Source organism: Nocardioides sp. zg-1228, assembly GCF_017086465.1.
Lineage (GTDB): Bacteria > Actinomycetota > Actinomycetes > Propionibacteriales > Nocardioidaceae > Nocardioides.
In genome coordinates this window covers 1196014-1208297 of sequence record NZ_CP070961.1, presented here as the reverse complement: position 1 = coordinate 1208297, position 12284 = coordinate 1196014, and the positions used below count along the sequence as shown (strand labels likewise).

Genomic DNA, 12284 nt, shown 5'->3' with positions numbered 1-12284 from the left:
ACACCCGGACCCCACATCCGGACCCCACGCCGGACCCCACAGCTGGACCCACAGCTGACCCACGAGGAGGACCCGTTGATCATGCGCACCTGGCGCGGTGCCGTCCGACCCGAGGACGCCGACCGCTACCTCGACCACCAGTCCGGCACCGGGGTGCGGGAGTACCGCGCGACCCCGGGCAACCTGGGCGTGCTGGTGCTCAGGCGACCGGCCGGCGACCTGGTCGAGGTCACGACGGTCTCGCTGTGGGAGTCGATGGAGGCCATCCGGGCCTTCGCCGGCGACGACCCCGCGGTCGCCCGCTTCTACCCCGGCGACGACGAGCTGCTGGCCGAGAAGGACCTGCACGCCGACCACTTCGAGGTCGTCAGCACCGACCTCGACCCCGGCGTGCTGGCTCAGACCCGGTCGACCTCGGCGAAGGCGGCGCCCCCGGCCAGCGAGGCGTAGCCGGGGCCGCGGTCGAAGAACGCGTCGTCGTCGCGGCTCCATGCCGCCCGCGACGACCGCTCGGCGGCGGTGGCTGACTCGTCGAAGCCCAGCGTCCCGTCGCCGGTCGAGCCGGTCAGCACCACGCCGTAGTCGCGCAGCGCGGCCTCGGCCGACACCTTGCGCCAGACCACGTCGCGGACGACGGACTCCGGGTCGCGGGCGAGCGGGTCGCCCCAGCCGCCGCCGCCCGTCGTCCGGATCCGGACGAGCTGGCCGGCCTTGATCTCCTCGGCGTCGGCGAGGGCGTCGACCTCGCGCTCGTCGGGGCCGCCGGGGTCGATGACGACCTGGAACGGCGCGCCCGCCTTGCCGCCGCGTACGCCCCAGCAGGCCAGGATCGAGCGGTCGGCGATGGACATGAAGCGGGCGTCCTCGAGCATCCGCAGGTGCTTCTCGTAGCCCAGGCCGCCGCGGTGCTCGCCCGCGCCGCCCGAGTCCATCGCGAGGCCCAGGCGCTCGACGATGAACGGGAAGCGCGACTCGGTGAACTCGGTGGGCAGGTTGCGGGAGTCGGGGACGACGTGGATGGTGTCCTCGCCGTCGGCGTAGTAGCGCCCACCCGAGCCGCCGCCGAGCACCTCGCGCATGAGGTAGTCGTTGCCGTCGCGGTCCTTGCCGTAGACGCCGGTGTAGCGGATCGTCTCCTGGTCGGCGGGCATCCTGCCGTCGACCGCCTTGGCCACGACGCCGGCGAGCACGCCGAGCAGCCGCAGGATCACGAAGGTGCGGGCGTTGGTCGGGGCGGGGTGGATCGGCGTGAGCAGCGTGCCCTTCTCGGGGAATCGCATCTCGATCAGCGGCACGATGCCCTCGTTGACGTCGAGCTCGGCCATCCGCTCGGGGGTGTCGGCGAGGTTGCGCAGGATCGGCGCGAGCCACTTCTTGAGGAAGTTGCCGCCGACGTAGTCGCCGCAGTGGTTGATCGGGCCCTTCGCCTGGGCGCTGGTGCCGGTGAAGTCGATGATCAGGCGGGGCCCGGCAGGACGGCCGTGGTCCGGGTCGGCGGGGGCGTCGCTGACCTTGGTGAGGGTGATCCGCTGGGTGTGCAGCTGCGGCTCGTCGATGCCGTCGTGCTCGGCGTAGTCCTCCCAGACGTAGGTGCCGTCGGGGATCTGGGACAGGATCTCGCGGCGGTAGGTCTCGGTCGTCGCGTCGAGGATCGCGTCGAACGACGCCTCGATCGCGTCGCGGCCGTAGCGCTCGAACAGCTCGCCGAGGCGCCGCGCGCCCATCAGGCAGGCCGAGCACTCGGCGTCGAGGTCGGCGGCGAGGCTGTCGGGCATGCGCGAGTTGCGGGTCATGATCCGCAGCGCCGCCTTGTTGGGCGCCCCGGCGTCCCACAGCTTGATCGGTGGGACGGCCAGCCCTTCCTCGAAGACGCTGGTCGCGTTGCTCGGCATCGACCCGGGAACGGCGCCCCCGATGTCGTCGTGGTGGCCGAAGGCCTGCACGAAGGCGACGACCTCGCCGTCGTGGAAGACCGGCACGGTGACGCACAGGTCGGGCAGGTGGCCGATCCCGCCCTCGGACTCGTAGACGTCGTTGTGGAAGAAGACGTCGCCCTCGCGCATCTCCTCGATCGGGTGGTCGCGCACGACCGGGTGGACCAGCGCGCTGTAGGAGCGCCCGGTCAGCTTGCGCAGCTGGCGGTCGTGGATGCCGGCGCGGAAGTCGTGGGCGTCGCGGATCATCGGCGAGCGGCTGGTGCGCCCGATGGCGGTCTCCACCTCCATCTCGACGCTGGCGAGCGTGCCCTGCACGATCTCGACGAGGATCGGGTCGACGGTGGTGCCCTCGGCGGTCAGCCGGTGGCCGTGCTCGTACGCCGTGGGCAGGCCGGCCGGGTTGACCGGCGTCGCGGTGACGTAGGCCGGGTCGACGGGACGGGTGCTGAGGTCGGTCATCGGGCCGACTCCTTCCGGATCACGAGGTTGGCCCAGTCGTCGACCACGACCTCGAAGCCGGGGTGGACCGGGATGGTGGAGCCGAACTCCTCCACGATGGCCGGGCCGCCGAACGTGTCGCCGGCACCGAGGTCGGCGCGCCAGAGGACGGGCGTGTCGACGTAGCCCTGCTCGGCGTCGAAGCAGACGGCGCGGCGGCCGCGGACAGCCCGCTCCTCCACGGTGCCGGCGGCCTTGTCGAGGGTGGGGATCTCCGGGCGGGTGATCGGGCCGATGCCGCTCACGCGCAGGTTGACCCACTCGACCTGCTGGTCCGGGTCGCCGCGGAAGTCGTAGCCGTAGAGCTGGCGGTGCTCGGTGTGGAACGCGTCGGCCACCTGCTCGACGTACGCCGCGTCGACGCCCCGCCCGTCGCCGGCCTCCGGCGCGGCGACGCGGACCTCGAAGGCCTGCCCGACGTAGCGCACGTCGATGGTGTGCTGGAAGCGGTGCTCGTCCGGGGAGAAGCCCTCCTTGGCCAGCGCCGCGCGGGCCCGGTCGGTCAGGTCGTCGAGGATCGCCTGCACGGTCGCGTGGTCGAGCGCCGACTCCTTCGCGACGTGGGTCTGGACGTAGTCGTTCTTCACGTCGACGGTCAGCAGCCCGAACGCGCTCACGTTGCCCGGGTTGGGCGGCACGACGACGCCGGCGAGGTCGAGGATGTCGACGAGCCGGCAGGCCAGCAGGGAGCCGGAGCCGCCGAAGGTGGTGAGCATGAAGTCGCGCACGTCGAGGCCGCGCTTGACGCTGACCTGGCGCAGGGCGTTGGCCTGGTTCCACGCGGAGATCTCGAGGATGCCGGTCGCGCAGCGCTCGAAGTCGAGGCCGAGCCGCTCGGCGAGGTCGGCGATGCCCCCGCGGGCGGCCTCCACGTCGAGCGGGATCTCGCCGCCGAGCAGGTGCGGAGGGATGCGGCCGAGGGTGACGTGGGCGTCGGTGATGGTCGGCTGGGTGCCGCCGTTGCCGTAGCAGAGGGGGCCGGGATCGGCGCCGGCCGAGTGCGGGCCGACCTTGAGGGTCCCCTCCGGCGAGAGCCAGGCGATCGAGCCACCGCCGGCACCGACGGTGACGACGTCGATCATCGGGATCTTGCTCGGGTAGGCGCCGACCGTGCCCTCGGTCGTCAGCGTCGGCTCGCCGTCGAGGACGACCGACACGTCGGTCGACGTGCCGCCCCCGTCGCAGGTGAGGATCCGTGGGAAGCCCGCGACCTCGGCGATCAGCGCGGCGCCCAGCGCGCCCGCCGCGGGGCCGGACAGCACGGTGGTGATCGGCTGGTGCACGACCTCGTCGGCCGACAGCACGCCACCGTTGGACTTCATCACGTAGAACGGGATCGGCTGGGTGTCCCGGCCGGCGCCGGTGAAGTCGCGCAGCCGCTCGGAGATGTTGGAGACGTAGCGGCTGACGTTGGGCTTGACCGCCGCGTCGACGAGCGTGGTCATCGAGCGCTCGTACTCGCGGTACTCGCGCAGCACCTCGCTCGAGATCGACACGACGGCGTCGGGGTGCTCGCGGCGCAGGACGTCGCGCATCCGCAGCTCGTGGGTGTCGTCGGCGTAGGCGTGGAGGAAGCAGACGCCGATCGTGGTGATGCCCTGGGCCTTGAACCACCGGGCCGCGGCCACGGCCTGGTCCTCGTCGAACGGACGGACCTCGGCGCCGGTGAAGTCGAGGCGGCCACCGACCGTGCGGACCCGGTCGGCCGGGACGATCCGGTCGGGCTTGACCCAGAAGTAGGAGTTGCCGTAGCCGTCGGGCACCGACTGGCGCGCGATCTCGAGCATGAACTCGTAGCCCTCGGTGGTGATGAAGCCGAGCGCCTCGACCTTGCCCTCGAGGAGCTTGTTGGTGGCCACGGTGGTGCCGTGCGAGACGGCGGTGATGTCGCTGCCCTCGCCATCCACGAGGGCGAGGATCTTCTCGATGCCGGCGATGAAGCCGTCGGCGGGGTTGCCCGGGGTGCTCGGGGTCTTGGTGGTGACCAGCTCGCCCGAGTCCTCGTCGAGGGCCACCACGTCGGTGAAGGTGCCGCCGGTGTCGATGCCGATCCTGATCCGCCGCGAGCTCATGGGCTCGATTCAACCGAGGCAGCCGCCGCGGCGGCCACGGCAGACCTTGCCGACGGAACGCACGTCCAGCGTCAAGAGTTGCGCCGCCCGAGGACCTGCGACACAAAGGTGAAGGGCCCTCGGCGGTATGAGCGCCAAGGGCCCTTCGGGTGGCCGGTCGAGTGATGCTCGCGGCCGACAGCCCCGTCCTTCCGGTCCCAGCCACCGCATCACCCGGTGCCTGCGACTCGTCCCCAGCGGACTGGTTCGGAGTCGGGTGGACCATCTCTCTGGAGCCATCCCGCGGCCCCTTGCGGGGCTGCGTAAGGAGAGTTCTATGCCGTGGACCACGCTCGCCGCAAGAGCTGGAGGCCACGATCGTCGACATACTTCGGGTTCCGGCGAGTCGTCCCCAGCCGAACGGCGGTCATCCCCAGCTGTGGGTCAGTTGTCCACACCGTCATGCACAGCTCAGTCCCCGGCCACGAGCTCCTCCAGCGCGGCCGCCACCTGCAGCAGCTGACGGTCCGCGCCGTGCCGCGCGACGAGCTGGACGCCGACGGGCAGACCGTCGGCGGTGCGTCCGGCGGGCACGGAGATCGCGGGGCAGCCGGTGACGGTGATGAAGTAGGCCGAGCGCATCCAGGCGAGGTAGTCGGGCATCTGCTCGCCGTTGATCGTGTCGGGGTACTCCTGCTCCACCGGGAACGGCGGCACCTGCGAGGTGGGAAGCAGCAGCACGTCGTGGTCGCCGAAGAAGAGCCGCATCGTCTCCGACAGCGAGGTGCGCTGGGTGTAGGCCCGCGCGACGTCGGCGCCGGTGAGCGGCTCGCCGGCGCGGATGTTGGCCTCCAGGGTGGGCTTGAACGACGTCGGGTGCTCGGCGAGCAGCTCGGCGAACCTCGCCCGGAAGTGCCAGGCCCGCAGCGTGCGGAAGGTGTCGTCGGCCAGCGACAGGTCGGGGTGTGCCTCAGCCACCGACGCACCGGCGTCGGACAGCCGCCGCGCGGTGGTGCGTACGACGTCGGCGACCTCGTGGTCGACCACCAGCGCGCCGCCGAGGTCGACCGAGCACGCCACCCGCAGGCCGGCGAGCGGCGCGGGCGTGAGCGGCGGGGCCAACGACGACCCGGGGTCGCCGAGCGCGAGCGGGGTGCGGGGGTCGGGTCCCGCGATGACCGACAGCAGCAGCGCCAGGTCGCCGACGTTGCGGGCCAACGGGCCGCCGACCGACGTGCTCTCCCACTGGTTGTAGAGCGGCCACTCCGGCACGCGTCCCAGCGAGGGGCGCATGCCGACGACGCCGCAGAACGACGCCGGGTTGCGCAGCGATCCGCCCATGTCGGAGCCGTCGGCCAGCGGCACCATGCCCGACGCCAGCGCGCACGCCGCTCCCCCGCTCGACCCGCCGGCCGAGCGCGAGGGGTCGACGGGGTTTCGGGTGACGCCGAAGACCGTGTTGAAGGTGTGGGAGCCGGCCGCGAACTCCGGCACGTTGGTCTTGCCGATGAAGACCGCCCCCGCCGCGCGGATGCGCTCGACGAGCAGGTCGTCGTGGTCGGCGACGGCGTCGGCGAAGATCGGCGAGCCGTAGGTCGTGCGCCAGCCCCGGAGGGCGTGGGTGTCCTTCACCGCGAAGGGCAGCCCGTGCAGGGGGCCCACCTCCTCGCCGGAGGCCTGCGCCTGGTCGGCGACCGCGGCCCACGCCCGCGCGCGCTCGGCGTCGAGGGACACGATCGCGTTGAGCTCGGGGTTGCGCTCCTCGATCCGGTCGAGGTGCAGCTCGAGCAGCTCGGCCGCCGAGATCTCGCCCGAGCGGACCGCTGCGGCCTGCTCGCGCGCGGTGGACTCGACGGTGAGGCCGCTCACCGGCGACGCCCGACGATGCCGCCCACGATGACTCCCGCGAGCACCAGGCCGGCGCCGACGGCGACGCCGGTGAGGAAGTCCTGCCGCGACCCGGCGGCGGAGGGGGCCGGCGCGACGAAGACCTGGCCGACGGCGGCGGGCTCGGCAGCCACCGGTGCGACGCCGTCGGCCGTGGGACCAGGGTCCGGACCACCCGCGAGGGCCGCGTCGACGTTGCCGAAGAACTCCCCCGCCATCCGCTTGGAGACCGAGGTGAGCATCCGCTGACCGACGCCGCCGATCATCCCGCCGACGACGGCGTCGGCGTCGTACGAGACGCGCGTCGCGGAGCCCTCGGGCGCGAAGCGGACGTTGACCGTCGCGCCGATCGTGCCGGGGGCGCCGGCGCCGTCGAGCCTCATCACCAGCGACTCGTGCTCGACGAGGTCGCGCAGCTCGCACGAGCCGGCGTAGGTCCCCTTGATCGACGCGACGCCCGCGGTGACGGTCATCGCGTAGGCGTTCTCCCCGGTGGCCTCGAGCCGCTCGCAGCCTGGGATCGTCCGGACCAGGACCCCCGGGTCGAGCAGCGCGTCCCACGCCCGCGCGACGTCCGCGGCCAGGACGTTCTCTCCGGTGAACTTCATCTCGGGACTCCTCGGGTGGGCTGGGTAGTGAGGGACGGGGTGGCGGGGGTGGCGGGGGCGTGCGCGAGGCGCAGGTCGAAGAGCTCGGACGGCGAGATCGGCATCGACGTGATCCTCAGCCCCGGGCTGGAGGGCAGCTCGGCGTCCTCGATGGCAGCCGCGAAGACGGCGGCCGACGGGATCACGCCGGCCTCTCCGGCGCCCTTGATGCCGAGGGGGTTGAGCGGCGACGGCGTCTCGAGGTGGTCGATGTCGATCGAGGTCGGGACCTCGGTCGCGTAGGGCATCAGGAAGTCCATGAACGACGCGTTGAGCAGCTGGCCCGACTCGTCGTAAGCCATCCGCTCGTAGAGCGCGCCGCCCACGCCCTGCGCGACGCCGCCGTGGATCTGGCCTTCCACGATCATCGGGTTGATCAGGTTGCCGCAGTCGTGGACCACGGCGTACTTGAGGATCGTGATCTCGGCGGTGTCGGGGTCGGTCTCCACGATGACGGCGTGCATGCCGCTGGCGAACGTCGAGCGCGGCGGGGAGAAGAAGTCCTTGCCCTCCAGGCCCGGCTCGTCGCCCTCGGCCACCGGCGGCTTGCCGGGATCGCCGACGGAGAACTGGGTGGCGGCCTTCGACGCCTCGTCGAAGGCGTAGCGCAGCGGGTTGGACAGCACCGCCACGGTGCCGAGGTCGATGCGCGTCTGCGGGGACGCGTCGGTGCCGCGCACCGACACCACGCCGTCGGTGATCTCGAGGTCGTCCTCGGCCGCCTCGAGCGCCTCGGCCGCGATGCGCAGCGCCTTCTCCCGCGCGCGGAGGGCGGCGAGGTGGATCGCCGAGCCGCTCATCACCGCCGCCCGGGAGGCGAAGGTGCCCACGGCGTAGGGCATCTTGCGGGTGTCGCCGGTCGTGACCTCGACGTCCTCGAAGCGTACGCCGAGCGTGTCGGCCACGATCTGGGCGAACGCCGTCTGGTGGCCCTGCCCCTGGGTGGTGAGGCCCGTGGCGACCTTGACCTTCCCGGACGTCTCCACGTGCACGTGGGCGCCCTCGTAGGGCCCGACCCCGGTGCCCTCGACGTAGCAGGCCAGGCCGATGCCGACCCGGCGCCCCTGGGCGGCCATCTCGGCGCGGAACTCCTCGAACTCGTCCCACCCGACGAGCTCCTTGAGCCTGGTCAACGACGCCGGGTAGTCGCCCGAGTCGTAGGTCAGCTCGCGGCCGTCCTGGAAGACCAGGCCGTGCTCGAACGGGAATTCGTCGGGCTGGATGAAGTTGGTCGCCCGCACCTCGGTGCGGTCCTTGCCGAGGTAGGCCGCGATCGCGTCCATGGTGCGCTCCATGACGAAGCATCCCTGCGGACGTCCCGCGCCGCGGTAGGGCGTGACGATGACGGTGTTGGTGTAGAGCGACTCGAAGACGACGCGGTAGTTGGCCGGCTTGTAGGGCCCGAGCAGCTGCGTGGAGGTGATGATCGGGACGATCAGCCCGTAGGGGGTGTAGGCGCCGTGGTCGTGCCAGAACTCGACGTCGAGCCCCAGCAGCCGGCCGTCGTCGTCGAAGCCGACCTCGACGTGGTGGTGCTGGGCACGCTCGTGGGCCGACGAGATGAAGTGCTCGCGCCGGTCCTCGGTGAACTTCACCGGCCGCCCCAGCGTCATCGCCGCGAGCGGCACGAGCAGCTCCTCGGGCCAGGGGTGGTTGATCTTCACGCCGAAGCCGCCGCCCACGTCGGGCGTGATCACGTCGACCTTGGCCAGGTCGAGGCCGAGCTTGGCGGCCACGCAGCCGCGCACGCCGGTCGAGGTCTGCGTCGAGGACCACACCGTCAGCCGGGACGTGTCGGGGTCCCAGCGCGCCACCGTGCCGCGGCCCTCCATCGGCGTGCACGCCGAGCGCTCGACGTCGAGCTCGAGGGTCAGGGTGTGGGGCGCGCGGGCGATGGCCGCGCGGGCGTCGCCGTTCTCCTGCTCCATGCGCGCACCGACGTTGTCGGGCACGTCGTCGTGCACGGCGGTGCGTGCCGCCCGCGCGGCCGGGATGCCGACCACCGGCGCGAGCACCTCGTAGTCGACGCGGATCCGGCCCACGGCGTCCTCGGCGACGTAGCGGTCGACCGCGACGACGAACGCGACGGCCTCGCCGGCGTAGTTGACCTCGTTCCTCGCCAGGGCGTACTGCGTGCGGCCGTGGGTGAGGCTCGGGTGCGGGATGAGCAACGGCAGCGGCTCGGCCATCGGGCCCTCGAGGTCGTCGTGGGTCCACACGGCCACCACGCCCTCGACGTCGAGCACGTCGGCGACGTCGATGTCGACGATGCGGGCGTGGGCGTGCGGCGAGCGCAGCACCGCCGCGTGCAGCAGCCGCGGGTCGTCGGTGAGCAGGTCGTCGACGTAACGGCCCTGGCCGCGCAGGAAGCGCTGGTCCTCCACCCGCGGCACCTTGGCGCCGAACATCTTGGTGGTCATGCCTCACCCCGCGTGATCTCGGCCGCCCGGAGCACCGAGCGCACGATGTTCTGGTAGCCCGTGCAGCGGCACAGGTTGCCGGCGATCATCTCCCGCGCCTCGTCCTCGGAGGGGTCGGGCGTCTCGCGCAGCCCGGCGGTGATGGTGGTGAGGAAGCCCGGGGTGCAGAAGCCGCACTGCAGGCCGTGGCAGTCGGAGAACGCCTGCTGCACCGGCGAGAGCGACCCGTCGTCCTCCGTGAGCCCCTCGACGGTGGTGATCTCGGCGTCGACCGCCGACACGGCCAGCATCAGGCACGAGCGCATCGGCGCGCCGTCGACCAGCACCGTGCACGCCCCGCACACGCCGTGCTCGCACCCGACGTGCGTACCGGTCAGGCCGCAGTCGTGGCGCAGCGCGTCGGAGAGCAGCCGGCGCGCCGGCACGCGTACCTCGTGGACGGAGCCGTTGACGTGCAGGCGCACCTCGTGGAGCTGTTCGGTGGTCACGGGTGGGACGCCTCTCCTGCCCGCGAGCGGGCGTGGTCGGTGGCAGCCGCCAGGACGCGCGGTGCCAGCACCGTCACGAGGTGGGCGCGGTAGGCGGCCGTGGCGTGGATGTCGCCGGCCGGGTCGAGCTCGGCCAGCGCGGCGCCGGCGGGGTCGCCGGCCGGGTCGCGCACGGCGTCGGTGACGTCGACGACGACGGGCACGTCGCTCACCGACACGAAGCCGACCCGGGCCCGGGTGACGGCATCGCCGTCGGTCTCGACGTGGGCGGCCACCCCGACGAGGGCGTAGTCGCCGTGGCGGCGGGCGATCTCCTCGAAGGCGACGCCGGCGCCGGGCGCGAGCCCCGGGAAGAACGCCTCGACGGCCACCTCGTCCTGGGCGAGGGTGCTCTCGAGCGGCCCGGCGAACAGCTCGGCCGCCGGCACCGTACGGCGACCGCGCACCGACGCGACGTCCACCGATCCCTCCAGCAGCCGCAGCACCATCGGCATCTCGGCCGCGGCGTCGGCGTGCACGATCGAGCCGACGGTGGTGCCGCGGTTGCGGATGGTCGGGTGGGCGACGTGGCTCAGTGCCATCGCGAGCAGCGGCTGCGCCTCGCCGGCCTCGGCGGACCCGAGCACGTGGGCGTGGCGGGCCAGGGCCCCGACCCGGACCCCGTCCTCGTCCACGCGCACGTGGTCGAGGCCGGGGATGGCGTTGATGTCGACGAGCATCGACGGCGCGGCCAGCCGCATCGACAGCAGCGGGACGAGCGACTGGCCGCCGGCCAGCACCTTCGCCCCCTGCTCCCCCGCGAGCGCCGCGAGGGCTTCCTCGAGGGTGGAGGGTCGCAGGTAGGCGAAGGGTGCCGGCTTCATCGCTGGTGCGTGCCTCCGGAGGCTGCGTCGTCGACGCCCTCGTCGTAGTCGGGGTGGCTGAGGTTGCGGGTCGCGCCGCCCGGTCCCCCGGTGCCACCGCGGCCACGGACCATGTGGAAGAACACGATGACCAGGATCGTGCCGAGGGCGATGCCGCCGAGCTCGAAGTCGTCGCCGAAGGTGAGGGTGACGCCGCCGATGCCGGCGATGATGCCCGCGGAGAGGCCGACCAGGTTGACGGGGTTGCCGAAGTCGATGTTGTTCTCCACCCAGATCTTGGCCCCCACCAGCCCGATCATCCCGTAGAGGACGACGGTGATGCCGCCGAGCACTCCGCCGGGCGTCGCGTTGACGATCGCGCCGAACTTGGGGCACAGCCCGAGCAGGATCGCCACGAGGGCGGCGACGTAGTAGGCCGCCGAGGAGTAGACGCGGGTGGCGCCCATGACACCGATGTTCTCGGCGTACGTCGTGGTCGGGGAGCCGCCGAACGCGCTGGCGAACGCGGTGGCCAGGCCGTCGGCGCCGATCGCGCGACCCATGTAGGGGTCGAGGTCCTCGCCGGTCATCTCGGCGACCGCCTTGACGTGGCCGGTGTTCTCCGCGACCAGCGCGATCACGCCGGGCAGCACGAGCAGGATGGCGGTGAGCGAGAACGACGGCCCGTGGACGACCGAGACGCCGTCGGCGAGGGTGCCGCTCGGCAGGCCGATCCAGTCGGCCGCCTGCACGCCGGCCCACGACACCCGGTCGTGCTCGGTGGCCTCGGTCGCACCGCCGAGCACGGACGTGATGGGGCCGAAGACGCCGTCGAAGATCCAGGACAGCACGTAGCCGAAGATGAGTGCGAGGAAGACCGCGATCCGCGACCAGAAGCCCGGCAGGGCGACCGCCGCGAAGACCATGAAGGCCGCCGTCAGCAGCGCGACCCACTGGTCCTGCGGCCAGTAGGTGCCGGCCACGACGGGCGCGAGGTTGAAGCCGATGAGCATGACCACCGCGCCGGTCACGGCGGGCGGGAGGATGCGGTGGATGAGCCCGGCGCCGGCGAAGTGCACGAGCACGCCGATCGCGGCCAGCACGAGGCCGCCGACCAGGATCGCGCCGGTGACGTAGGACGAGTCGTTGCCCTCGTCGAGCGCGCGGATCGCGGCGACCGACGCCACGAACGAGGCGCTGGTGCCGAGGTAGCTGGGCACCCGGTTCTGCACGATCAGCAGGAACAGGATGGTGCAGAGGCCCGAGAACATGATGGCGAGGTTGGCGTCGAGCCCCATCACCAGCGGGAAGACGAAGGTGGCGCCGAACATGGCGACCACGTGCTGGGCGCCGAGCCCGATCGTCTTGCCCCACGGCAGGCGTTGGAGCGGGAGCACCGGCTGGCCGGGGGCGGGATCGACCACGTCCCACTTGAACATCGACATGCGCTGGCCTCCAGATTCGCAGGGGTGTGGTGCCCGAGGAGCCACAAACTAGTGCGGCTCATCTCACAC

General features: G+C 72.3%; 9 protein-coding genes. 1 reads left to right on the top strand and 8 read right to left on the bottom strand.

Annotated elements, in window-relative coordinates; translation table 11 throughout:
• Nucleotides 1-81 precede the first annotated feature (81 nt).
• Complete coding sequence (locus tag JX575_RS05740; RefSeq protein WP_346776144.1) at nucleotides 82-450, top strand: antibiotic biosynthesis monooxygenase; 369 nt, start codon at nucleotides 82-84, stop codon at nucleotides 448-450.
• On the opposite strand, the gene JX575_RS05735 is transcribed toward JX575_RS05740, so the two are convergent.
• From JX575_RS05735 to JX575_RS05700, 8 genes are all read right to left on the bottom strand, one after another.
• Nucleotides 399-2396, bottom strand: a complete 1998-nt coding sequence (locus JX575_RS05735; protein WP_186341506.1) for a hydantoinase B/oxoprolinase family protein — start codon at nucleotides 2394-2396, stop codon at nucleotides 399-401. The two genes, JX575_RS05740 and JX575_RS05735, sit on opposite strands and share 52 nt — an antisense overlap.
• Entirely contained in the window at nucleotides 2393-4507 is a 2115-nt protein-coding gene (locus tag JX575_RS05730; RefSeq protein ID WP_186341505.1) for a hydantoinase/oxoprolinase family protein, read from the bottom strand. The genes JX575_RS05735 and JX575_RS05730 overlap by 4 nt, the downstream gene beginning before the upstream one ends.
• A gap of 450 nt (nucleotides 4508-4957) precedes the next feature.
• The gene (locus tag JX575_RS05725; RefSeq protein ID WP_186341504.1) at nucleotides 4958-6355 is read right to left on the bottom strand and encodes an amidase; all 1398 of its coding nucleotides are present in this window, start codon (nucleotides 6353-6355) and stop codon (nucleotides 4958-4960) included.
• Nucleotides 6352-6981 (bottom strand): carbon monoxide dehydrogenase subunit G, encoded by a 630-nt coding sequence (locus JX575_RS05720; protein ID WP_186341503.1) that lies wholly within the window; start codon nucleotides 6979-6981, stop codon nucleotides 6352-6354. Before JX575_RS05720 ends, JX575_RS05725 begins: the two co-directional genes overlap by 4 nt.
• Complete coding sequence (cutA, locus tag JX575_RS05715; RefSeq protein WP_186341502.1) at nucleotides 6978-9440, bottom strand: aerobic carbon-monoxide dehydrogenase large subunit; 2463 nt, start codon at nucleotides 9438-9440, stop codon at nucleotides 6978-6980. Before cutA ends, JX575_RS05720 begins: the two co-directional genes overlap by 4 nt.
• Nucleotides 9437-9928 carry a (2Fe-2S)-binding protein gene (locus JX575_RS05710; RefSeq protein WP_186341501.1) on the bottom strand — a complete coding sequence of 164 codons (492 nt, stop codon included), beginning with the start codon at nucleotides 9926-9928 and terminating at the stop codon, nucleotides 9437-9439. The genes cutA and JX575_RS05710 overlap by 4 nt, the downstream gene beginning before the upstream one ends.
• Entirely contained in the window at nucleotides 9925-10791 is an 867-nt protein-coding gene (locus JX575_RS05705; protein WP_186341500.1) for an FAD binding domain-containing protein, read from the bottom strand. The genes JX575_RS05710 and JX575_RS05705 overlap by 4 nt, the downstream gene beginning before the upstream one ends.
• Nucleotides 10788-12215, bottom strand: a complete 1428-nt coding sequence (locus JX575_RS05700; RefSeq protein WP_206054533.1) for a solute carrier family 23 protein — start codon at nucleotides 12213-12215, stop codon at nucleotides 10788-10790. Before JX575_RS05700 ends, JX575_RS05705 begins: the two co-directional genes overlap by 4 nt.
• Nucleotides 12216-12284: the final 69 nt, after the last annotated feature.

Bases quoted from the DNA above. Each gene is read 5' to 3' on its own strand.
- JX575_RS05740 (WP_346776144.1), top strand. From the start codon at position 82: ATGCGCACCTGGCGCGGTGCCGTCCGACCCGAGGACGCCGACCGCTAC.
- JX575_RS05735 (WP_186341506.1), bottom strand. From the start codon at position 2,396: ATGACCGACCTCAGCACCCGTCCCGTCGACCCGGCCTACGTCACCGCG.
- JX575_RS05730 (WP_186341505.1), bottom strand. From the start codon at position 4,507: ATGAGCTCGCGGCGGATCAGGATCGGCATCGACACCGGCGGCACCTTC.
- JX575_RS05720 (WP_186341503.1), bottom strand. From the start codon at position 6,981: ATGAAGTTCACCGGAGAGAACGTCCTGGCCGCGGACGTCGCGCGGGCG.
- cutA (WP_186341502.1), bottom strand. From the start codon at position 9,440: ATGACCACCAAGATGTTCGGCGCCAAGGTGCCGCGGGTGGAGGACCAG.
- JX575_RS05705 (WP_186341500.1), bottom strand. From the start codon at position 10,791: ATGAAGCCGGCACCCTTCGCCTACCTGCGACCCTCCACCCTCGAGGAA.
- JX575_RS05700 (WP_206054533.1), bottom strand. From the start codon at position 12,215: ATGTCGATGTTCAAGTGGGACGTGGTCGATCCCGCCCCCGGCCAGCCG.